We start from the raw sequence: 22,482 nt of genomic DNA on the forward strand, positions 1-22,482 counted from the left end.
GTTCACGGAGTGGAAGGCTTCGCCGACGGCCGTCCCGAGTGGCTAAGGTGACAGGTCGAGCACGATCGCGCACACCCCTTTCGCATTTCGCACGGAGGCGTCATGTCGGCCACCCGCTACACCTATCTCGGGCCCGCGGGCACCTTCACCGAGGCCGCCCTGCGCACCCTGCCCGAGGCGGGTACCCGGGAACTGGTGCCGCTCGCCTCGGTGCCGGCCGTGCTGGACGCCGTCCGGGCCGGGGAGGCGGCCGGGGCCTTCGTCCCGGTGGAGAACTCGGTCGAGGGTGCCGTGACCGCGACCAGCGACGAACTGGCCACCGGCAAGCCGCTGATGATCTACCGCGAGGTGCTGCTGCCGATCGCGTTCGCGCTGCTGGTCCGTCCCGGCACCGAGCTGACGGACATCAAGACCGTCACCAGCCACCCGGTCGCCCAGCCGCAGGTGCGCCGCTGGCTCGCCGCCAACCTGCCGGACGCCCGCTGGGAGTCGGCCGCCTCCAATGCGGACGGCGCCCGGCTGGTGCAGGAGGGCCGTCACGACGGCGCCTTCGCGGGCGCGTTCGCGGCCCCGATCTACGGACTGGACGTCCTGGTCGACGACATCCACGACGCGGAGAACGCGACCACCCGCTTCGTGCTGGTCGGCCGCCCCGGACGGGTCTCCTCGCCGACCGGCGCGGACAAGACCTCGATGGTGGTCTGGCTGCCGGACGACCACCCGGGTGCGCTGCTGGAGCTGCTGCAGGAGTTCGCGGTGCGCGGGGTGAACCTGATGCGCATCGAGTCGCGGCCGACCGGCGAGGGCCTGGGGAACTACTGCTTCCTGATCGACTGCGAGGGCCACCTCAGCGAGCGGCGGGTGAGCGAGGCGCTGATGGGCCTGAAGCGGATCTGCCCGCAGGTGCGGTTCCTCGGCTCGTATCCGCGCGCCGACCACAGCACCCCGACGCCGCAGCGGCCCGGCACCCGGGACGAGGATTTCAGCACGGCCTCGGACTGGCTCTCGCGCTGCCTCGACGGACGCGGCGAACTCTGACCCGTCCGGGCGATCCACTCGGTGTGCGCCGTGCACACCGATCACCAGTGGTCGTTTTCATGAACAGCGCGGAACGATTCGGTGCTGTTCGGTCAAATTACGTCTTTCTCCGATACATGGACGGTTCACCCGAGCGGTCGCCCGGCGTCGACTCCGGAGTGTCGGTGGACCCGGCTCATCCACAGGCCCGACCGTTCATCCACAGATCGGGTGACTGCCGAGTTATCCACAGTTATCCACAGGGCTGGGGATGAATCGACAAACCGGCATATCCATCTACAGAGCTGGTCAGATCATCAGCTAGCCAGCAGGAACGACTAATCAGACTAGAGTCACCCTAGAGCCATCAAATCACCCGCCCGAGCGAGCGAATTGCCTCGGCCGAGAAGGTGAATCGAGGTTTGAAACCTCAATTCTTCGGTTCATTTTCGCGAGAGCCTGCACCGCCTGCCTGTCCACAGGCTTGCCGGAGAACCTGTGGACAGCGCCTCCAGGACCGTCTCCGCGCCTCCTGTCCACAGTGGTTATCCACAGGGCGGGGGGACTTATCCCCAGGTCGGTCCACCGCCCTCGGCCCCATCGGGCCACACCCGGGCACCGGCCGCCGTCGGGGCCCGGGCGGCATCCCGGACAACCGGGCCGGCGGCAAAACCGGCACCCGCCGCGCCCGGCCTGACACCCGGCCAGCCCGCCGGCCGCCGCGACGCGGCAAAACCGGTTCCTGGGAGCGCTCCCCTCCCCGGTAGGCTGGCCTCGTGATTGACCTTCGCCTGCTTCGTGAGGACCCTGACCGAGTGCGCGCCTCGCAGCGCGCCCGTGGCGAGGACGTCGGCCTGGTCGACGCCCTCCTCTCCGCCGACGAGCGGCGCCGGGCCTCGGGCAGTCGCTTCGACGAGCTGCGCAACGAGCAGAAGGTGCTCGGCAAGCAGGTCGCCAAGGCCCAGGGCGAGGAGAAGGCCGCGCTGCTCCAGCGCACCAAGGAGCTGGCCGCAGCGGTCAAGGCCGCCGACGCCGAGCAGACCGAGGCCAAGGAGGAGGCCGACCGCCTGCTCCGCTCGCTCGCAAACCTGATCGACCCGGCCGCCCCGGTCGGCGGCGAGGAGGACTTCGTCACCCTCGAGGAGATCGGCACCCCGCGCGACTTCGCGGCCGAAGGCTTCGAGCCCAAGGACCACGTCGAGCTGGGGCAGATCCTCGGCGCGATCGACACCGAGCGCGGCGCCAAGGTCGCCGGCGCCCGCTCCTACTACCTGACCGGCGTCGGCGCGCTGCTGGAGCTCGCCCTGGTCAACATGGCGATGGCGCAGGCCACCGAAGCCGGCTTCATCCCGATGATCACCCCGGCCCTGGTCCGCCCGGCCGCCATGGACGGCACCGGATTCCTCGGCCAGGCCGCGGAGAACGTCTACCACCTCCCCGACGAGGACCGGTACCTGGTCGGCACCAGCGAGGTCCCGCTGGCCGCTTACCACATGGACGAGATCATCGACGCCGACCGGCTGCCGCTGCGCTACGCCGGCTTCTCCTCCTGCTTCCGCCGCGAGGCGGGCACCTACGGCAAGGACACCCGCGGCATCATCCGCGTCCACCAGTTCGAGAAGGTGGAGATGTTCGTCTACACCACGCCGGAGGACGCCGAGGCCGAGCACCGCCGCCTGCTCCAGTGGGAGAAGGACTTCCTCACCGCGCTCGAACTCCCCTACCGGGTGATCGACGTCGCCTCCGGCGACCTCGGCTCCTCGGCCGCGCGCAAGTTCGACATCGAGGCCTGGATCCCGACCCAGGGCAAGTACCGCGAGGTCACCTCCACCTCGAACACCACCGAGTACCAGGCCCGCCGCCTGTCGATCCGACTGCGCGAGGAGGGCAGCAAGGTCCGCCCGCTGGCCACGCTGAACGGCACCCTGGTCGCCGTACCGCGCGTGATCGTGGCGATCCTGGAGAACCACCAGCAGGCCGACGGCTCGGTCGCCGTCCCCGAGGCGCTCCGCCCGTTCCTCGGCGGCCGCGCCGTGCTGGAGCCCGTCAAGTAAGCACCATCGCGCGGTAGTTGGGGAGCAACTACCGCACGACCGCAGTAACCCCGGGGAGACGTACGGCAGATGAGCACCGCGAGCCACCGACCTGACGTCTCCCCCGGTGGCGACCTGCCCTTCCGGCTGGTCGCCACCGACCTGGACGGCACCCTGCTGAACTCGGCGGAGACCGTCTCGGAGCGCACCCGCGCCGCGCTGGCGGCCACCGTCACCGCCGGAGCGCTGCACATCATCGTCACCGGCCGCTCGGCCAACTGGGCCCGTCCGGTCTTCGACGCGATCGGCTACACCGGCATCGCCGTCTGCGGGCAGGGCGCCCAGGTCTACCACGCGGGTGAGCACCGGCTGCTCACCTCGCTCACCCTGGACCGCAGGCTCGCCGAGCTGGCACTGGCCAAGATCGAGGCCGAGGTCGGCCCGCTCGCGGTGGCCGCGAGCCAGGACGGCCTGGACGGTGCCGTACTGGCCGGTCCCGGCTACGAACTGCAGATCGGCAGCGACCTGCCGATCGCCCGGGTGGACGCCTCCGAGCTGCTCACCGCGCCGATCAGCAAGCTCTACATCCAGCACCCGGACCACGACGACGACGAACTGGCGCAGATCGCCCAGCAGGCGGCGGGCGGCCTGGTCGGCGTCACCATGGCCGGGGAGGGGATAGTCGAACTGCTGCCGGTCGGCCTGAGCAAGGCCACCGGCCTGGCGGTCGCCGCCAACCGGCTCGGCGTGAAGTCCCGGGAGACCATCGCCTTCGGCGACATGCCCAACGACATCCCGATGTTCGCCTGGGCCGCACACGGCGTGGCCATGGCGGGCGCCCACGAGCAGCTGCTGGCGGTGGCCGACGAGGTCACCGCCGGCAACGACGAGGACGGCGTCGCGGTCGTCCTGGAACGACTCTTCCCGGCCGCCTGCTGAGAGCGTCTGCCGGGGCCGTCCGCCGGTGGCCGGTTGAACCGGTTGGCGGCCTGACGGCTCTGCGGCTTGGCCGCCTGACGGCTTACGACGGTGCCCCTCCCGGATCCGGGAGGGGCACCGTCGTCGTGTTCAGCCGCCGGTCAGCCGTACGAGACGTTGCTGCACGGGTCGTCGTCGGCCGAACGGGCGCCGTTGCTGACGCTGGTCGGCAGCGGGCCCGGGGCCGCGCTCGACCCGCTGGAGGCACCGCCCGCGCCCGAGCCGCCGGCCGCCGCGAAGTCCTTGCCGAGGACCACGTTGATGCCCGCCCTGGAGACCGGCTCCAGCGTGGCGCCGGGGAAGACCGAGGCGACGGTCTGCGCCTTGGCCTTGTCACCGGGGCCGTACTGGACCGAGGTGGTGGCGTGGTCCCGGGTGGCCGCGTTGGTCTTGGTGGTGACGGTGAACTTGGCGTCCTTCAGCCTGGTCTCCGCGGCGTTGGCCAGGCCCGAGGTGGTGGTGCCGTTGTAGATGCCGACCCGGATGCCGGCGCCGTCCACCGAGGCGGGCGCGGCCGTGCTCTGGCCACCGTCCGAGGCGGGGGCCGTGGAGGCATCGGCCGACGGGCTCGCGCTCGCCCCGCCGCTCGCGTCCTGGCCGTCCAGCGTGCGGTCGGCCTTGAGCGCGGCGAAGAGCTCCTCGGCATCAGGGTGGACCAGGGCGACCCGGGCGCCCTCGTACTTCCAGGGGGCGGTGATGAACTTGATGTCGTGCAGGTCGATGGCCTTCAGCGAGAGCGCGAAGGAGAGCAGCTTGTCCGCCGTCCCCAGGCCCTCGTCGACCGTCAGCGACTTGGTCGCGGCGTCCGCCAGCGGGAGCAGGTTGGTCGGACTCATGCCCTTGCCCTTGACGTCCTTGATCAGGGCGGAGAGGAACGCCTGCTGGCGCTTCATCCGGCCGATGTCGGAGCCGTCGCCGACGCCGTGCCGCAGCCGGACGTAGTCCAGTGCCTGCTGGCCCTCGACCGTCTGCTCGCCCTTCGCGAAGATCTGCTTGCCCTTGTGGCCGAGGTTCGGGTCCAGGTCGCCCTCGTAGATGGCGTTCGGCAGACAGACCGTGACGCCCCCGATGGCACTGGTCATCGCGGCGAAGCCCTCGAAATCGACCACCATGGTGTGGTCGACCCGCAGGTTGGTCAGCTTCTCCACGGTGTTCTGGGTGCAGGCCGGATTGCCCTTGTCGGTGTCGCCCACGGCGAACGCGGAGTTGAACATGACGTTGTTCTCCTCCTTGGTCCACTTGCCGTTCGGCAGCTTGCAGGCGGGGCGGGTGACCAGGGCGTCGCGCGGGAACGATATGCCCACGGCGTGCTTGTGGTCGGCGTAGATGTGCAACAGGATCGTGGTGTCCGAGCGCGCACCCGCGTCGCCGCCGCCGCCGAGGTCCTTGTTGCTACCGCCGCGCGAGTCGGAACCGATCAGCAGCACGTTGACCGGGCGGTTGCCGTTGGCGTCGGCGGCACCCGCCTCCGGGCGGTCCTTGCTGACGCCGTCCTGGCCGAAGGTGCTGAGGTTGCCGTTGAGCTTCAGGTAGAGCGCGCCCGCGCCGGCCACCAGCAGGACCAGCGAGGAGGCCGCCACCCAGGCGACGATCTTCTTCTTGCTGCGCTTCTGCTTGCCGCGCGGCCCGCCGCCGCGGCCCGCTCCCCGGCCGCCGCGGCCACCGCCGTCTCCGTCATCGCCGCCGCCGTTGCCGCGACGGGCTGCCGCCCGGCCTCCGAGCCTCGGCGCATCCGCGGCCCCGGCCCCGCGACGCGGCCCGGGCACACCGCGCGGAGCGTCCGTACCGAGCCGCGAACCGCCCTGGGCCCCTCCGTCCCGCCACCACTCGGCGTCGTGGCCGGACGCTCCCGCCCGCTGGCCTGACATACCCACACCCTTCACCAGACGGCAGGAACACAGCACACAGCAGACCCGCCGTGTGCAGGAGCAACGCCCGACGACCGCCGAACGTGCCGTACCACCGCCCCGGATGGTACGCAGCTCTCGCACAGATATACGCAGAAGCTTCAGCGGAGCATATAAAGGCCACATGATGAAGTCACTGCCCGGGCTCCGGATTGCCTGATCCCTCACATAACGGGCGACTTCCGAGCACGGCCGGTCCACGTGGACTCCCTGGGGCCACCGGCGGCCATCCCATGATCAGACAGTGGACTGGAAAACGATCAGCCGATCAGTTGTAGGACAACCAGCTCCCCAGTTGTAGGACAACCGGACAACTACTTGTAGGATGACCGGGCAAGGTGTTTCACGATCACCCGATCGACCCGGAGGGAGCCCGGCATGGCGACTGCAAGCAACGACGGTCTGCAGGCCGCCGGACGGCGCTCGCTCGTCGACGCCACGATCGAGCAGCTGCGGGAGCAGCTGAGCGCGGGCACCTGGCCGGTCGGCGGGAAGATCCCGACCGAGCACGAGCTGGCCGAGCGGCTGCAGGTCGGACGGAACACCGTGCGCGAGGCGATCCGGGTGCTGGTGCACGCCGGAATGCTGGTGTCGCGCCAGGGCGAGGGGACGTTCGTCCGCTCCACCAGCGACCCGGCCGCCGTGCTGCGCGGTGTGCAGCGCTCCGGCGTACGGGACGTCCTGGAGGTCCGCGCCGCGCTGGAGACCGAGGCGGCGCGGCTGGCCGCACTGCGGCACACGCCCGAGGACATCACCCGGATGCGCGCCGCGCTGGCCCGGGAGGCCGAGGTGATCGCCTCGCACCCGGAGCGGGCCGGCCGGGAGGCCACGGTCGAGCACGACCTGGAGTTCCACACCGCCGTGGTGGAGGCCGCGCACAACCCCGCGCTCACCGAGGTGTACCGCTACTTCGGCGCCTCGGTGCACGAGTCGATGCGGACGGCCTTCGGCGACCACGAGATGCCCGAGGTGGTCGTCGCGACCCACGAGGCGCTGGTGGACGCGATCGAGAGCGGTGACCCGGAGCGCGCCGAGGCCGCATGTCGCGAGCTGCTCGCGGAGCCGACGGCCGCCGTGGAGCAGCTGCTCGCCACCATCGCCGCGCGGAAGTAGCACCCGGTACGACCCGCCGTCCGGTACGAACACGACTGACCTCGCCGGCCCCGGCGCCCGTCCGTACCGCCTCCAGTCCCCCTGCTCTCAGCCCGTCCTGCCTCCAGTTCGTCCTGCCCGGACGCCAGTCCTGCCCGGACCCCATCGGTCCCTGCCCGGAGAGAAAGCCCGCCATGTCGGTCACCCGCACCCAGCAGCCGGTCGCCATCCCAGTAGTCCGCACTCGCACCAAGCTCGCCCACCCCGCGCTGCTGCTGCTCGGCATCGTGCTGGTCGCGCTCAACATGCGCGCCTGCCTGGCCGCCGTCTCCCCGATGGTCGGCGAGATCCAGCGGACCTTCGGGCTGTCCTCGACCGTGAGCGGGCTGATCACCACCGTTCCGGTGCTCTTCCAGGGCGTCGGCGCGCCGCTGACCCCCCGGCTGACCCGGCGCTTCGGCGCCGAGCGGGTGGTGCTCGGCGCGGTACTGGTGCTGGGCGCCGGAGTGCTGCTGCGGGTGCTGCCCTCGGTGGCCGCGCTGTACGCGGGCTGCGTGGTGATCGGTGTCGCGATCGCCGTGCTCAACGTCTCGATGCCCGGCCTGGTGAAGCGCGAGTTCCCGGACCGAGCCGCGACCATGACCGGTGCCTACTCGACCACCATGCTGATCGGCGCCACCCTGGCGGCCGGTTCCTCGGTGCCGTTGGAGAAGGCGATCGGCGGCTGGGCGGGCTCGCTCGGTGCCTGGTCGCTGCTCGCGCTGATCGCGGCCCTCGCCTGGCTGCCGCAGGTGCTGCGCTCCCGTCAGGAACGGGCGGCGGTGGCCGCCGCACCGACGGGCAAGCCGATCGAGGGGATCTGGCGCTCACCGCTGGCCTGGCAGATCAGCCTGTTCATGGGCATCTCCTCGCTGATGGTCTACACCCTGGTCGCCTGGATGCCGACCATCCTGGCCGACCACGGCATGGACCGGAGCGAGGCCGGCCTGGTCTTCGCCTTCAGCAACCTGGTGCAGGTCGCGGGCGCCTTCCTGGTACCGCTGGCGGCCGGCCGGATGACCAACCAGCGCGCGCTGGCCGTCTCGATGGCGGTGCTCAACGGGCTGGGGATCACCGGCCTGCTGCTCGCCCCGGTCTCCGGTGCCTGGGTCTCGGCCGCGGTGCTCGGTGTCGCCCAGGGCGGTTCGCTCGGTCTCGGGCTGGCCTTCATCGTGCTGCGGACCGGCAGCGCGGCGGGCGCCGCCCAGCTGGGCGGGATGAGCCAGGCGATCGGCTATCTGGTCGCCGCCGTCGGACCGGTCGGTGCCGGTGCGCTGCACCAGGCGACCGGCGGCTGGAACCTGACGCTGGTCCTGCTGCTGTGCCTCGCCGCGGTCGTCGCCGTGGCAGGCTTCGGCGCTGGACGCGACCGCACGCTCTGAGGCGGGTTCCGGGCCTGGGGAAGGATTCCGGAGGCCCGGAAAAAAAGTTCTCCCCGGAGCGATGAGTTTCCCACCGCCGCCCGGTCTACCCAGGTGAAAGCAGACAGCAGAGCCAAGAGTGGGAGAACGACATGACTGACGCGAACGAGCTCGGCGAGGTCACCATCACCCGTGAGTTCGCCGCGCCCCGTGCGGCGGTGTTCGCGGCGTACGTCCAGCCCGAGCAGTTCGTCCGCTTCTGGGGGCCGGCCGGGACGAGCGTGCCGCTGGACACCGTCACCATCGAGCCGTGGGCCGGCGGCCGGTTCGACAGCACCATGGTCGTCGACGCGACCGGGGACCGGTACCCGATGAAGGGCGTCTTCCAGGAGGTCAAGGAGCTCGAGCTGCTCACCTTCGCCCAGGAGGGGTCGACCTTGGTGGGCAGCATCCGGCTGGCCGACCTCGACGGGGACCGGACGGAGGCCGTGATCCACCAGACCGGCGTCCCGCCGATGTACCGCTCCCCGGAGGCCCTGGCGGGCCTCAACTCCAGCCTCGACCGCCTCGGGGAGCACCTGGCCCAGCGGTGACGCCTCGCCGCTCCCGGGCGGGCGGGCGGCCTTGCCGTTCGCCCGCCCGTTCCGGTCCTACTCCTCGCCCGCGAGGGTGAGGCCGGCCAGCTTCACCGAGGCGAAGGCGGTGGCCGCGATGGTGATCACGATCAGCAGCGGGATCGCCGCACCGAGGGCGACCGGGGCGCTCAGCGCGCCGTCGGCGGCGAACGCCTTGGCCACCGAGAGGCCCCACTGCTGGATGCTGAGGGTCTTGGCGCCGCTGACGAAGTTGCCGACCAGGCTCTCCCAGACCAGCGCGTACGCCAGGCCGGCGATCACCGCGTGCCGGGTGACCACGCCGAGCAGCAGGAAGACCGCGCTGTAGGCGGCGCCGGAGACCAGCGTGCCCAGGGTGAAGGCGAGGGCCAGGCCGTCCTTGGTGCCGTAGATGATCAGGCCCGCCAGCAGGGTCGGGACGGCGGCGAACACCCAGGTGGTGGCGATCGCCACGGCCAGCTTGGTGGTGATGATCTTCCAGCGGGGCAGCGGTTTGGCCAGCAGGTAGACGATCGAGCCGTCGTCGATCTCGGTCGCGATCACGCCCGTTCCGACCACCAGGCCCAGGATCGGCACCAGGGTGCCGAGCGAGAGCGTGCCGAGGATGCTGACGGCCAGGTCGTGCCGGTCGGCTCCCGAGCTCCGCGCGGCCACTGAGACCGCCAGCAGCAGCACCGGGACGGCCAGCAGCAGGACGCCTCGGCGGCGGCCCAGCAAGCCGCGTACGGTCAGCCTGGCTACGGTCCGGTTCATGGGTTCCAGCCCTTCCAGTGGAACGCGGGGTCAGGACGCGACGAGGTAGGAGAAGACGCTCTCCAGCGACTCGTCGGCCGGGGAGACGGTGTAGAGCCGGATGCCGGCCTCCTTGGCGACCTTGGGCAGCAGGGTGGTGAAGCCCTGGAAGTTGATCGCCTGGATGCGCAACGCGCGCTCCTGCCAGTCGAGTTCGATCCCGGCCGTGGAGCCGTCGGCGATCAGCGCGGCGGCCAGCCGCCGGTCGTCGCTGGAGCGGACCAGGTAGCGGTGCGGCCGGTCGGTCATCAGCCGCCGGATCCTGCGGAAGTCACCGGAGGCGGCGTGCCGTCCGGCCACCACCACCTCGATGTGGCGGGCGAGCTGCTCGACCTCCTCCAGGATGTGCGAGGAGAACAGCACCGTCCGGCCGTCCTCGCCGAAGCGGCGCAGCAGTTCCATCAGGTGCAGGCGCTGGCGCGGGTCCATGCCGTTGAACGGCTCGTCGAGCAGCAGCACCGACGGGTCGTGCACCAGGGCGGAGGCCATCTTGACGCGCTGCTTCATGCCCTTGGAGTACGTGCCGGTGCGGCGTTCCTGGGCGTACTCCATCTCGACCAGGGCCAGGGCCCGCTTCGCCGCCGCGCCCGGGTCGGGCAGGCCGTGCAGCTCGGCGTTGGCGAGCACGAACTCCCAGCCGGTCAGGTAGTCGTACATCGACTCGCGTTCGGGGACCAGGCCGATCTTCCGGTACACCTGCTGGTTGCGCCAGACCGCCTCGCCGTCCAGCGTGACGGCCCCGGCGGACGGGGCGAGGAAGCCGCTCATCATGTGGATGAGGGTGGACTTGCCCGCACCGTTCGGCCCGAGCAGGCCGGTGATGCCCGGGCCGATGCTCATGGACACGTCGTTGACCGCGACGACGTTGCCGAACCAGCGGGAGACCTTGTCGATGGTGATGACAGCCACGCCGACGCCCTCTCAGATCTTCCGGTAGCGGCTGAGCATCAGCCAGTAGGAACCGAGCACCAGTACGGCGATCTCGGCGGCGAAGACCGCCACCCCGAGTGCGCCCGGGGCGTGTGTCGCGCGCGAGTCGCCGGCCAGGCCGAAGACCTGGTTGACCAGGCCGTCCACCAGCATCGACGGGGAGAGCATCGAGGACCAGTGCGCGGAGCCCGGCACCTCGGCACGCATCCCGCCCGACAGGCCGAAGACGATGCCCGCGATGATCGAGCTGACCGCCAGCACACCCATGATCGCGGCGACGCCGAAGCCCCGGCGCGGGGTGCTCGCGGCGATCAGCAGGCCCAGCGCGGAGAACAGCACCGCGTACAGCACGGCGGCCACCAGTCCGTAGAGGAAGTGGCCGGTGTTGTGGCCGAGCGGCAGTCCGCCGAGGACCGCGCCGAGGTAGAGCACCACCAGCGGCACCGCCATCAGGATCAGCATCGCCGCGACCATCGAGCCGAACTTGGCCCGGACGTAGTCGCCCCGGGTGATCGGCCGCGAGAAGTACAGCGGCACCGTCTGGTAGCGCAGGTCACGGGACATCAGCACCGGTGCCTGGGCGGCCAGGAAGATCTCGATGAAGATCGAGAAACTGGCCAGGTACTGCGGGTAGTCCAGCGGCAGCTGCTTGCCGTGCTGCAGGATCGCCACGGCGACGATCACCACTGCGGGCACCGCCAGGACACCGAGCACCAGCATCGGCAGCACCTTGGACTTGCCCGAGCGCCCGAGCCCGTACGCGGCCCGCAGGCTCTGCACGAAGAGCGAACGGGTGGCGTACGAGCGGCCCAGGCGCGGGCCGCGGTACGAGCGGTAGCCGATGTCGTGGATCACGCCGCTGTCGGCGGCGGCCGTCCGGCCGGGCACGGCCTCAGGGGGCAGCGACATCGTGGGCACCTCCTGCCGCGTCGGTTCGGGCGTCGTCGGTTCGGGCAGCGTCGGCGTGGTCCGTTCGGGTGTCGTCGCTTCGGGCGTCGTCGCTTCGGGCGTCGTCGGCGAAGATCTCGGCGACCCGGTGCCGGCGCTGCTCCAGCCGGACCAGGCCGAGTCCCAGGTCGGCGACGGTGTCGCGGACCGTGTCGTAGGTCTCGTCGTCCCTTATCTCGACCAGCAGGATCCTGGAGCCGTCCGGCGCGACCGTCAGCCCCGCCTCGGTGAGCCGGGCCCGGACGGCCTCGTCGGCGTCGAAGCCGAGGTCCGTCGGGTGGTCGGTGACCTCGACCGCGAGCAGCTGGGTGACCTCGGTGAAGGACGCCGTGGACGAGGAGCGCAGCAGGCGACCGCCGTCGATGACGACCAGGTGGTCGCAGGTGCGCTCCAGCTCTCCCAGCAGGTGGGTGGTGACCAGGACGGAGATCCCGAAGTCGCTGTGAACCCGGCGGATCAGCGCCAGCATGTCGTCGCGGCCGACCGGGTCCAGGCCGTTGGTCGGCTCGTCCAGCAGGACCAACTGCGGGTCGTGGACGAGTGCCTGGGCGAGTTTCACCCGCTGCTTCATACCGGTCGAGTAGCCGCCCATCGGCCGGTAGCGCTCCTCGTACAGTCCGACGTGCCGCAGGGTGTCGGCGGTGCGCTCGCGGGCGGCGGCCGCCGGGAGACCTGCCATCCGGGCCATGTGGACGACGAACTCGGTCGCCGAGACGTCGGGGGGCAGGCAGTCGTGCTCCGGCATGTAGCCGACCCGCTCACGGATGGCCGGGCCCTCGGTGGCGATGTCCAGCCCGAGCACCTGACCGGTGCCGGAGGTCGCCGGGGAGAGCCCGAGCAGGATCTTGATGAGTGTGGACTTGCCCGCTCCGTTCGCCCCCACCAGGCCGACCACCCCGGGCTGCACCTCCACGGTGAGCCGGTCGAGCGCGGTGACCCGGGGGAACCTCTTGGTGAGGCCGTCCGTCTTGATGACAGTGGACACGTCCTCCAACGTAGTGCGCGGCGGCCGCGCGCGATATGAGCTGGAGCGACGAATCCCGTTTGCGCCTGTGGGATGACGTTGTGGGTCCGATCCCCTAGGGGATCGGACCCACAACGTGCAAGCGTCAGTCCAGCATGACGGACTGAAGGATCGTCACCTGCTGGAATGCCTGGAGTGGCACGCCCTTCGGGTTGGTCATCACGACCGAGCCGAAGACGTCGCCGTTGACCAGCTCGGCCACCCGGCCGACCGGGTCCTTCCCGGCCGCCCGCTCCTTGGTCTGAAGCAGCTGGTTCGTGGTGTGCCCCTCCACGTCGATCGGCAGGCTGACGTGGAGCAGCGCCGGCACGTCCTTGAGGTCGTCCGTTCCGAGGTCGCGGGCGAAGGCGGCGGCCTCGGTGCGCGAACCGAAGGAGAGCAGCCAGATCTCGGTGCGGGTGCCGTCCGGCCCGGTCCACACGCGCCTGGCCGCGGCGCGGCAGGCGTTCTCGTCGAGCATCGCGGTGAGCACGGCCGGGGACTTGTGACGGTTCGCGTAGTCCGCACAGCTCACCCGGGCGGCGCCCGCAACGGCGGTCGCGGACGGCGCGGCGGGCGTGGCGGCCGCGGTGGAGGATGCGGTGCTCGCGGAGGGGGACGTGCCGGCGGACGGCGCGGCGCTCGCGACCGCCGTTGCGGGCGCGGCCGGGGGACCGGCTTCGTCCGACGCTCCCTTGGGAGCGGGCAGCAGCAGTCCGCGCAGATCCGCGTAGTGGCGCCGGTTCGCCGGGTCGGCGCTCGGTACGGGCTTGCCGGACGGCAGCGGAGGCAGCGTCAGCGCCGGGAACGCATACCGGCCGTCGTTCGTGGTCCGCAGACCGGGGATGTCGGTCCGGTCCTGCGCTGTGACCGCCACCGCCGTCGCGGTCCCCGAGAGCAGCAGGAGGAGGGCGGTGGCGCCCCAGCGCAGGGCGGTCGTGCGGCCCGCCTTCCGGGCGGCCTCGGCTGCGCTCGCCTCGGCGGAGACGGCCCAGGGGTTCACCGGATCCGGGGACACCGCGGCGGGCTCGGGTGCGGGCTTCGCGGGAGCGGGGGCGGGCGCAGGCGCAGCGGGCTCGACCGGCGCGTCGGGTCGGGTGCTCTCGGTCATGCGGATGCTCCTGGCAGGGCGAGCCGGTCGAGTTGCCGGCGGAGAAGGGTCACGACCTTGTCCTTGGGCAGCGGCGCCACGCCCTCCACCCTCGTCTCGACCCGGAGGTCGCCCACCGCCGCCGAGCAGATCAGCGCGTCGAGCTTCTCGCCCGGCGGCGCGGACGGCAGGTAGCAGTGCGCCTCCTGGTGTCCCGGCACCTGCGGCCCCTCGCGGAACAGCCCGGAGTCCGACGCCATCGCGCCCACGAAGGCGTTGTCCGCCTTCACCGCGTCCTGGTGGTACTGGAGCAGCCAGATGGTGACCACCAGGTCACCACCGGCGGCATCGGCGTAGCTGCGGACCCCGCCGCCCTTCAGCGGCACGTCCTGCCAGACCTTGCGCACGTCGTCCCGGAGCTTCTGCGGCAGGGCCTGGATCTGGTCGTCGACCCAGGCCTTGCGCTGGTCCTCCGTCAGTTCGGTGTCGTTGCCGTACGCCCCGGCGTCCGGGCCCAGCGTGTAGCCGGCGGGCACCGGCAGCAGCAGGTCGCGCATCGAACCGAAGTGCGTGCCGTTGGACTTGGCGCCGTAGGAGGACCCTGCCGGAGTGCTCGGCGCCGCGGTGGGCGCGGTGTCCCGGGCGGCGGTGTCGGGCTCCGGGTCGCGGTACCGGACCTTCAGTATGCCGACGCCGATCCCGACCCCGAGCAGTGCCGCCGCGACCACCGCCGCACCCGCGCGCAGTGCCGGGCCGGGCTTCGGCCTGGGCTTCGACTCGCCTGCCGGGGCCGGGTGCTGCTCGGTGACGGCCTCGTCCGTACCGGTCATGCCGGTGGTCTCGCTCATACCAGTCGCTTCCACTGCTGCTCGGCGATGTCCTTGAGCTCGTCGGCGGAGACCCGGCTCTGGGAGTAGATGCTGACCACCATCACGACGTTGCCACGCCGGGCGGTGGCGCTCCCGAAGTAGTAGGTGGTGGTGCTGTCGGCGAAGTGGTCCTGCTGGGTCCGCGCCAGATAGGTGCCGTGCACCGTGCCGTCCAGCGTGCCGTCGATGCCGGTGCCGCTGCCGGTGTCCCCCTGGGCCCAGTCGACCGCGGAGGAGACGTGGTCCTCGTCGAACTGGATCAGCTCGACCCGGTAGTTGTTGCCGCCCTTGGTCCAGGCGACCATCGCGTCCCGGCGGAAGCCGCCGTGGACCAGATTCCTGAACTGCCGGTCCGCGCCGCCGTACGAACCGGCCTTCGCTCCGACGCTGAGCCAGCCGGACCCGTCGCCGTGGCCGTAGTTGTCCCAGTCGTCCGCGCCGTCGGGCTTGCTGATCAGCAGCTTGCGCAGGTCACCGTCGATCGCGAGCGGCTTCGGCTCGGCCTCGGCGGCGGCCGTCGGGTCCAGCGGGGTGGCGGGGTAGCTCTCCACTGCGACGTGCAGCGACGGCAGCGGCGTCTCGGGACGGGCGGCCTGGATCGAGTAGCCGACGCCGGCGCCCAGCAGCGGACCCAGCAGCAGTGCGCCGGCCAGCAGCGTCACGGTACGGGGGCGGCGGCGCCCGGCGTCCGGACCGGCGTCCAAATTCACGGCGGGCTCGGGCTCGGGCAGACCGGACGAGACGACATCGCCGAACTCGGCTGCCCCTCCCGGCTCCTGGCCCTGGTGCCGCTCGGGAGACTCTTCGGTCTCGTGGGTGATCACGTTTTCTCCAGTGCGGCGGTTCGACCGCTGTGTCGGAAGGGAATCGAAGGCCGGTGTCGTGAGGCCGCGGCGGCTCAGCCGCCGTCGGACAGCCGCTCGCGCTGGCGCTTCATCACGTCCATCAGCTGCGACTTGTCCGGTGTGCCCTTCACGAAGACGGTGATCTCGTACTGGACGTCGCCGACGTAGCCCACCCCGACCAGCCTGCCGGTCCAGGCCTCCTGACGCGGCTTCATCAGGTACCCCTTGGCCGAGTCGTCGCCGTCGATGCCGAAGCCCTCGCCGTTCTTGAAGGTCTCCGCCTGCGCGAACTCCTGCGCCATGGCGCGGGACTTGAAGCGCAGCAGCCGGGTCTCGACCTCCTGCCTGCCGTCCGCGGAGCGGTACCGGCGGTAGGCGCCCTCGTCCTGGTAGCCGTACGAGTCCAGCACGGAGGGGATCTCGCCGGCGTTGCTGTACTGGGCGGCGATGTCCTTGACGCTCAGCCCGGTGCCGTCGGGGGAGCCGTAGGGCTCGGCGCCGTCCGGCATCGGCAGCAGGAAGTAGCGGAGGTCGCCGCCGTGCGTGTCGCCGTTCACGGTGCCGTGCAGGGTGCTGCTCGGGGTGGGGGTCGGCGCTGCGCTCGTGCTCGGGGCGGCGCCCGGGCTCCGGCCCGCGGCCGGGGCGGCGGTCGGGGTGGTGCCCGTGGCCGTGGCCGATGCTGCGGGACCGGCGGCCGAGGCGGCCGGGTGCGCCGTCGGCCTGCCCACGGCGACGGTGACCGCGGCACTGGTCGCGGTCACGGCGAGCAGACCGGCCGTCGCCAGCGCGATGCCCACGGCGCGCGGCAGCCCGCGCCCGGGCCCCGGTACGGCCTTGGGTGCGGGCGGGTCGGACGGCGCGCCGTCCGACGGTACGTGGTCAGGCGGCACGGTGTCGGACGGCGCTCTGCCAGGCGACGCGTTGTCGACCGGCGCGGTTTCGGGCGCGGACAAGGGATTCCCCCACTGTGAATGGATGACGCCGCGCGCGATCCCGGTCCGGGCCGCCCCCCGCCGGCTCCGCGCGGACCGGCCGCAACGCGTTCAGCAGGATTATGAGATCTCGTCAACCCCTTCAACAACACGATAGTTCCCGACAGTCGGCGCATTGGCCGATCAATCGGACACGTCGTGATCGAACCGCAACGGGCCCCGGCCGCGACGAGTCTGCCCTGCGGCGGATCCCGTGGACGGCACGGCGCCGGGGCGCCCGCTCGGGCACCCCGGCGCCGCCCGTCCGCGGCCGGGCTCAGCCCAGCTGCGAGAGGCCCTCGGTGGCGATCTCCTCGAAGACCGCGAGGTCGTTCTCGAAGATCGAGTCCGGCACCGGCCAGTGGATCACCAGCTCGGTGATGCCGAACTCGCGGTACGTCCCCGCCCAGTCGACGAAGGCGCCCACCGACTGCAGCGGCTTCTCCGCGGTCGACCCCTGCAGCAGCACCTTCTCCAGGGTCGCCACGTCCCGGCCCTGCGCCTCGCAGGCCGCCGTCAGCTTCTCCAGCTGCGCCTCGATGACGGCGGGCGCCTGCTCCGCCGGCATCGCCGCGGGCCCCTTCGGGTCGCCGTACGTGACCCAGCCCTGCCCGTGCTCGGCCGCCAGCCGCAGCCCGCGCGGACCGGTCGCCGCCACGTAGAACGGCACCCGCGGCCGCTGCACGCAGCCCGGGATGTTCCGCGCCTCCACCGCCGAGTAGAACCGGCCCTCGTGGGTCGTGGCGTCCTGCGTCAGCAGCTTGTCCAGCAGCGGCAGGAACTCCCCGAAGCGCTCCGCGCGCTCCTTGGGCGTCCAGGCCTCCTGGCCCATCGCGGTGGCGTCGAACCCGACCCCGCCGGCCCCGATCCCCACCGTCAGCCGCCCGCCGGAGACGTCGTCGACCGACATCAGCTCCTTCGCCAGCGTGACCGGGTGCCGGAAGTTCGGCGAGGTCACCAGCGTCCCGAGCCGGATCCGCTCGGTGGCCACCGCCGCCGCCGCCAGCGTCGGGATCGCCCCGAACCACGGCTCGTCCTGGAAGGACCGCCAACTCAGGTGGTCATACGTGTACGCGGCGTGAAACCCGAGCTCCTCGGCCCGCCGCCAGATCTTCTGCCCCTCGCCCCACCGGTGGATGGGGAGGATCACGGTACTCAGACGCATGCCCTCGACCCTACGGGAGCCGTGGTCACCTCTTCAGGAAGGCAAACCTCCGCCCTGTCCGCGGGGCCGTGCACCGGCTGCCCCGGGCCGGCCGGCAGTTCGGCCCCGCCCAGCCGGTCGAGGCCCTGCCAGGTCGCTTCGTCGCGCATGCACAGCCACCTAGGCGCGGTGGGTCAGGCGATCGCGCAGGGTACCCACGCGTCGCGCAGGCGGAGCCAGCGGCCCCCGGCGTAGGGCGTCGGCGGCAGGGTCGTGGGGGCCGTGCGGCAGACAGGCCTGGGACCACGGGGCCAGACGTGGTAGGAGTACCGACGAGGTCGGTGATGATCGCGCAGAAGCGCCCGTCAACCTGCGCTTGGGTCAGCTCCGCAGGCGCACCGGTGGCGGATGATCACGGCAGCCGCGGCGGCTCCGGTGGGATCATCGCCATTGTTCAGAGCCTCCGTCAGCAGCACCGGGAGCCCACACTTGCCGTGGCCGTCCCCCGGAGCCTTCGCCGTATCGAGGATGGCCTGGACGTCGGGATCCAGCACCGGAGCCGCGCCCTTGCTGCTGGGGCTCGTCAGGATCTTTCCGTTGGGCAACTTGAGGCCCTTGGCCGTTCCCGGGGTCTTCCTGTTCGGCCGTACCTTGCTTCCCTTGACCGCTTACGCTCCGGCGGGTGAGGTTCGGGCAACCCGCGGCGACGTCACCTGCGTGACCGCTAACGTGGCGCCATGGGTGTTCTGGGTAGGGCCGAGCTTGAGGCAATGATCGATGAGGCCACTGTCGACGCCTACGGCGAGGACGAGCAGCTGACCGGCTTGTTCACCATGATCGAGGAGAACCTCGCGGTGCCGTTCAGCACGACGGTTCTCGGGGTCGAGGTGACCGTGCGCGGCATCGACCTCGCACAGGACGGCCGGATCGTCGCACTGTGCTCTCGCGGCCCCGCTCGACAGAAGATCGGGATCCTGGACCTGCCGATGCCGACACCTGCCCCGGAGGGCTCCGAGTGGATCGAGGCCTACCGACACTGGGCCGCCTGACGCCAAACAGCTCACACAACACCTCGGAACTGGCTTGTGAAGAAAGGCAGGACATGGCGATCGCCGCGCAGGACGCTAATCACGGCATCGACGAGCGCTCGCTCAGCGAACTGATCGAGCGCAGCGCCGAGTTGAAGGGCGAGCTGGTCGCCTTCGCGCAGAGCGCGCGCTTCGACCGGTGGCTGACTCCCCTCCTGCTGGAGGCCGCAGGCCCTGAGCGGCGGCTGGACGAGAGCGAGGCAATCCGGATCATCGACCACTTCATCCTGCGGTACCGTCTGCCGGACGGTGCGACCGTGGTGGACCGCTTCGTCGCCGGGCGGCGGGACTTGAGCGAAGGCGACCGGGAGATGCTGCTCGGCTGGCGTGACCCGGTCGAGGGCATCTTCGAGATCCGGCGCAAGGACGGGGATGGCGTCGTCCTGCTGAACCTGGTCGACGACATGGAGTACCGCACGTACTCGAACGTCGGACGGGGGGCCTTCCACAAGGCGTCCAAGGGAGGATTCCTTCTCGCCTGCCTGGTGCCCGTCCACTCGGCCGACGGCGCGTGGCTGATCTCCGGAGCGATGTCGTCCTACCCGAGGTCCAGCGCCACCGAGATCGCCCAGGCCGCGCTCCAATTGGCGACGAGCCACCCTGAACTGGTCTTCCGCAACCCCGAGAAGATGGAGCAGGGATGGGAACGGATGCGGGAGGACCGGGCCGCGTTCGTCGAGTTCTGCGGCGCCGACGAACTGGTCCTTCCCCCAGCCGAGACCGAGGACCGGCTCAACGCCTACTACCGGCACCGGCAGGAGGCCGCCGTCGCCGGGCACCCCGACCGTGCCCGAGGCAGGCGACTCCCGGGCCTCGACTTTCCGGCCTTCGAACTGCCACAAGAACTCGCGGACTCGGACACCATCGGCGTCATCTACGACGAGGTCGACGGACTCAACTTCTACGCGGACTACGGGCTGCTGCGAGACCTCTTCGCCAACCCGGACCTCCCGGGGCGCAGGCAGCACCAGGACCTGTTGCGCACATACCTGCGCGAGGAGTCGATCGCGCCACTACCGATCCGCCGACTGGCCGCCGCGTACCCGGAGACCGTCGACGCGGTGTTCCGAAAGCTGCTGCGGAAATCTGGATTCACCTGGAGCGAGGACGGCGAGGCCCTGCTGCGCCGACGCAAGCCCTGGTACTACGCGCAGGAGCCCCGACCCGGCGTTTCCGTGATCGGCGAGCGCCTCATCGAACTCGCCGCTGATAACCGAGGACGGAAGTTCGCCAGAGCACGGCGCGTGCCGCGCCAGCCCGATCACGCGTAAGAGCGCAGGGCCGCAGTCGAGGGCATGCTGACGCGCAAGGAACCGAAGCGAGTACCCGCGAGCCGGGAGCAGGCCGACCATCTCCTCCTCCGCCCTTCGCCCCACCAGTGGACGGGGAGGATCACGATACTCGGACGCATGCCACGACCCACGTCGCGAAAGGCCCTGAAGCCGAGACATACCGCAGTATGCTTTCCCCATGGGAGCTACCACCCGGATCACAGTAACCCTGCCCACCGAGCAGGTGGCCGAGCTGAAGAAGCTCACGGACAACGTCTCCGGCTACGTCGCCGAGGCGGTCGCGCGGCAGATCAGGCACCAGCTGCTCGCTGAAGACCTTCGCCGTTATCAGGCGGAACACGGCGAATTCACCGACGAGGAGCTGGCCGAGGCACACGCGGAGATCTTCGGGCCCGGAGGGGCCACGGACTCGGCGAGCGCTGCGTGACCGAGCGCTTCGAGACGGTCGTTCTCGACTCCCAGGGGTTGTCCGCCTGGATCGCACAGGATCGCCGACTACTCGTCAGGTTGCAGGTGTTCGTCGCCATGGGCGCCGAGTTCGCTGCCTGCGCCAACACGATCGTGGAAGTCGCGCACGCTCGCGTGAACGTGGCGCGACTGAACTGGGCGCTCTCCCGGATCAGGGTCGAGGCGGTCACCGAGAGTTCGGCCAAGGCGGCGGCGGAACTGCTCAAGCACGCCGGTCTGCACGGCCACAAGTGCGCGATCGACGCGACTGTCGCCGAAATGGCACTGCGCCAGCCGGGACCGGTGGCCATGCTCACCTCCGACGTCGACGACATGGCGAGACTCTGCGGAACCCGCGTCCGACTCATCCCGATCTGAACCCGGCGCCCGGACGCCCCTGTCGAGCGTTTCCGCAGCTCAGGATGCAATAGGTGAACGAGGCTTGACCGAGGTGACGAGGGCGCCGAGCCGGATCCGCTCGATGGCCTCGGATTCCCTCGATGGAAGTCGCCCCGGCCGCCCCGCTGCCGGCGACCGCACGGACCTGACCGGGCGTCAGGGGCGTCTCGGGGTGCGGTCAGGGCGATCACCGGTTCCGAGGGGGCGGGGCGGCGGGACAGGCTGTGAGCCGAGAGCCGCGGCAGGCGGTTCAGGAGACTGGGGAGCCAGTGGTGAACAAGCTTGTGCGACGCGTTTCGGCCCTTGGACTGGCGTGTGCGGCCGCGGTCGGGACCACTGCCGTGGTCGGCGGACAGGCGATGGCGAGCGAGCGGGTCGCGGCGCGGGTGGGGCAGCAGACGCTGGACACCGCGGCGCTGCAGGCGGCGATCCAGCCCCGGCCGGGGGAGGGGGCGGCGGGGGCCATCGCCCGGGTGGTCAAGGGCGGCCAGGTGTGGCAGGGGTCGTCCGGTGACACGGTGACCGGACGGAGTGTTCCGGCCGACGCGCACTTCCACATCGGCAGCATCTCCAAGACCTTCGAGACCGTGGTGGTCCTGCAGCTGGCGGCCGAGGGAAGGATCGACCTGGACCAGACCGTCCAGCACTACATGCCGGGACTGCTGCCGGACACCTTCCGGCAGCCCATCACCGTGCGCGAGCTGCTCAACATGACCAGCGGCCTGCCGGACGTCGACCAGGGGGCACCGGACCAGTCGGCGGACTACCTGATCGCCCACCGGTACGACTACCGCACCTTCGACCAGGTCATCCAGGACACCCTGCGCCCGCTCGGCCGCCCGGCGCCGGGCCCGAACTTCGCGCCCGGCACCGCGCAGCAGTACAACTCGCTGGGCTTCCGGATCGCCGGGAAGCTGATCGAGCAGATCACCGGCAACTCGTTCAGGGACGAGGTCACCGAGCGGATCATCAAGCCGCTGCACCTCTCGCAGACCTCCGTGCCCGAGGACCGCACCCGGATGCCCCGCCCGTACCTGCACGGCTACCTGACCAGCGGCGACGGCAGGGCGGTCGATGTCAGCGAGCAGGGCGGCAATCCGTCCAACATGATCTCCACCCCGTCCGACCTGGACCACTTCATCACCGCGCTGTTCCAGGGCCGGCTGCTGCCCGCCGCCCAGCTGGACGAGATGTTCCGGCTGCCCGAGGGCAGCGACGGCAAGACGCTCAAGTACTTCGACAACTCCAACTGCACCGACGGCAAGGGCAATCCGGGTCCGGCCTGCTTCGGTGCCGGACTGATGGGCAACCCGCTGCCCGACGGCACCGTGCTCTGGGGCAAGACGGGCCACGACCTCGGCTACGCCAACGGCGTGTTCGCCACCCGCGACCTGTCGATGAAGGGCGTCTTCTCGGTCTCCACCACCGACCTGAACAACGGCCGTCCGACCGCACTCTCCAACCGGCTGCTGATGGCCGCCCTCAAGCCCGCCGGGCACTGACGCCCCCCCGGAGGCACTATCGAACTGTCAGTCAGATGCAGCTGCGTGGACGGGATGTGAGAGCCGGGTGAGCAGTGGCGGGCTGCGTGAGCAGGTGTCGGCACGGATCGATAGCCTGTCT

At 70.9% G+C, this 22,482-nt stretch carries 21 protein-coding genes; 11 read left to right on the top strand and 10 right to left on the bottom strand.

The window, feature by feature from the left end:
- Positions 1 to 102 precede the first annotated feature (102 nt).
- The 3 genes from pheA to ABD369_RS17715 all read left to right on the top strand — a co-directional run bounded on the left by pheA (position 103) and on the right by ABD369_RS17715 (position 3,989).
- Positions 103 to 1,038, top strand: coding sequence for a prephenate dehydratase (gene pheA, locus ABD369_RS17705; protein ID WP_344637377.1), 936 nt, complete (start codon positions 103 to 105; stop codon positions 1,036 to 1,038).
- Positions 1,039 to 1,793: 755 nt separating this feature from the next.
- Positions 1,794 to 3,071 (top strand): serine--tRNA ligase, encoded by a 1,278-nt coding sequence (serS, locus tag ABD369_RS17710; RefSeq protein ID WP_344637378.1) that lies wholly within the window; start codon positions 1,794 to 1,796, stop codon positions 3,069 to 3,071.
- Positions 3,072 to 3,140: 69 nt separating this feature from the next.
- The gene (locus ABD369_RS17715; protein ID WP_344637379.1) at positions 3,141 to 3,989 is read left to right on the top strand and encodes an HAD family hydrolase; all 849 of its coding nucleotides are present in this window, start codon (positions 3,141 to 3,143) and stop codon (positions 3,987 to 3,989) included.
- Positions 3,990 to 4,129: 140 nt separating this feature from the next.
- Here the strand turns inward: ABD369_RS17715 and ABD369_RS17720 are convergent, their stop codons facing one another.
- Positions 4,130 to 5,896 (bottom strand): LCP family protein, encoded by a 1,767-nt coding sequence (locus ABD369_RS17720; RefSeq protein WP_344637380.1) that lies wholly within the window; start codon positions 5,894 to 5,896, stop codon positions 4,130 to 4,132.
- Between the two features lie 417 nt (positions 5,897 to 6,313).
- Here ABD369_RS17720 and ABD369_RS17725 point away from each other — a divergent pair, with 417 nt between their 5' ends.
- From ABD369_RS17725 to ABD369_RS17735, 3 genes are all read left to right on the top strand, one after another.
- Entirely contained in the window at positions 6,314 to 7,048 is a 735-nt protein-coding gene (locus ABD369_RS17725; protein ID WP_344637381.1) for a FadR/GntR family transcriptional regulator, read from the top strand.
- A 173-nt stretch (positions 7,049 to 7,221) separates the two neighbouring features.
- A complete protein-coding gene (locus ABD369_RS17730; protein ID WP_344637382.1) occupies positions 7,222 to 8,448 on the top strand; it encodes a CynX/NimT family MFS transporter in 1,227 nt (408 codons plus the stop codon).
- A 131-nt stretch (positions 8,449 to 8,579) separates the two neighbouring features.
- Complete coding sequence (locus tag ABD369_RS17735) at positions 8,580 to 9,020, top strand: SRPBCC family protein (RefSeq protein WP_344637383.1); 441 nt, start codon at positions 8,580 to 8,582, stop codon at positions 9,018 to 9,020.
- Positions 9,021 to 9,077: 57 nt separating this feature from the next.
- On the opposite strand, the gene ABD369_RS17740 is transcribed toward ABD369_RS17735, so the two are convergent.
- The 9 genes from ABD369_RS17740 to ABD369_RS17780 form a co-directional block, all read right to left on the bottom strand.
- A complete protein-coding gene (locus ABD369_RS17740; protein ID WP_344637384.1) occupies positions 9,078 to 9,794 on the bottom strand; it encodes an ABC transporter permease in 717 nt (238 codons plus the stop codon).
- Between the two features lie 30 nt (positions 9,795 to 9,824).
- Positions 9,825 to 10,742 (bottom strand): ABC transporter ATP-binding protein, encoded by a 918-nt coding sequence (locus ABD369_RS17745; protein ID WP_344637385.1) that lies wholly within the window; start codon positions 10,740 to 10,742, stop codon positions 9,825 to 9,827.
- A gap of 12 nt (positions 10,743 to 10,754) precedes the next feature.
- Complete coding sequence (locus ABD369_RS17750; RefSeq protein WP_344637386.1) at positions 10,755 to 11,672, bottom strand: ABC transporter permease; 918 nt, start codon at positions 11,670 to 11,672, stop codon at positions 10,755 to 10,757.
- Positions 11,656 to 12,696 (bottom strand): ABC transporter ATP-binding protein, encoded by a 1,041-nt coding sequence (locus ABD369_RS17755; RefSeq protein WP_344637387.1) that lies wholly within the window; start codon positions 12,694 to 12,696, stop codon positions 11,656 to 11,658. Before ABD369_RS17755 ends, ABD369_RS17750 begins: the two co-directional genes overlap by 17 nt.
- A 124-nt stretch (positions 12,697 to 12,820) precedes the next feature.
- A complete protein-coding gene (locus tag ABD369_RS17760) occupies positions 12,821 to 13,825 on the bottom strand; it encodes a hypothetical protein (protein ID WP_344637388.1) in 1,005 nt (334 codons plus the stop codon).
- Complete coding sequence (locus ABD369_RS17765) at positions 13,822 to 14,652, bottom strand: hypothetical protein (protein ID WP_344637389.1); 831 nt, start codon at positions 14,650 to 14,652, stop codon at positions 13,822 to 13,824. The genes ABD369_RS17760 and ABD369_RS17765 overlap by 4 nt, the downstream gene beginning before the upstream one ends.
- Positions 14,649 to 15,497, bottom strand: coding sequence for a hypothetical protein (locus ABD369_RS17770; RefSeq protein WP_344637390.1), 849 nt, complete (start codon positions 15,495 to 15,497; stop codon positions 14,649 to 14,651). Before ABD369_RS17770 ends, ABD369_RS17765 begins: the two co-directional genes overlap by 4 nt.
- A 74-nt stretch (positions 15,498 to 15,571) precedes the next feature.
- Entirely contained in the window at positions 15,572 to 16,471 is a 900-nt protein-coding gene (locus ABD369_RS17775) for a hypothetical protein (protein ID WP_344637391.1), read from the bottom strand.
- A gap of 295 nt (positions 16,472 to 16,766) precedes the next feature.
- Entirely contained in the window at positions 16,767 to 17,654 is an 888-nt protein-coding gene (locus tag ABD369_RS17780; protein WP_344637392.1) for an LLM class flavin-dependent oxidoreductase, read from the bottom strand.
- Between the two features lie 749 nt (positions 17,655 to 18,403).
- Here ABD369_RS17780 and ABD369_RS17785 point away from each other — a divergent pair.
- The 5 genes from ABD369_RS17785 (at position 18,404) to ABD369_RS17805 (ending at position 22,361) form a co-directional block, all read left to right on the top strand.
- On the top strand, positions 18,404 to 18,682 hold the full coding sequence (locus ABD369_RS17785) for a hypothetical protein (RefSeq protein WP_344637393.1): 279 nt from the start codon (positions 18,404 to 18,406) through the stop codon (positions 18,680 to 18,682).
- A 53-nt stretch (positions 18,683 to 18,735) separates the two neighbouring features.
- Positions 18,736 to 19,992: a hypothetical protein gene (locus ABD369_RS17790; protein ID WP_344637394.1), complete on the top strand. Its 1,257-nt coding sequence runs from the start codon at positions 18,736 to 18,738 to the stop codon at positions 19,990 to 19,992.
- A 199-nt stretch (positions 19,993 to 20,191) separates the two neighbouring features.
- The gene (locus tag ABD369_RS17795) at positions 20,192 to 20,440 is read left to right on the top strand and encodes a type II toxin-antitoxin system CcdA family antitoxin (protein ID WP_344637395.1); all 249 of its coding nucleotides are present in this window, start codon (positions 20,192 to 20,194) and stop codon (positions 20,438 to 20,440) included.
- The gene (locus ABD369_RS17800; protein ID WP_344637396.1) at positions 20,437 to 20,838 is read left to right on the top strand and encodes a DNA-binding protein; all 402 of its coding nucleotides are present in this window, start codon (positions 20,437 to 20,439) and stop codon (positions 20,836 to 20,838) included. The genes ABD369_RS17795 and ABD369_RS17800 overlap by 4 nt, the downstream gene beginning before the upstream one ends.
- Before the next feature lie 293 nt (positions 20,839 to 21,131).
- Positions 21,132 to 22,361 (top strand): serine hydrolase domain-containing protein, encoded by a 1,230-nt coding sequence (locus tag ABD369_RS17805; protein ID WP_344637397.1) that lies wholly within the window; start codon positions 21,132 to 21,134, stop codon positions 22,359 to 22,361.
- Positions 22,362 to 22,482 lie beyond the last annotated feature (121 nt).

The organism is Kitasatospora cystarginea, assembly GCF_039533515.1.
Taxonomy (GTDB): Bacteria; Actinomycetota; Actinomycetes; order Streptomycetales; family Streptomycetaceae; genus Kitasatospora; species Kitasatospora cystarginea.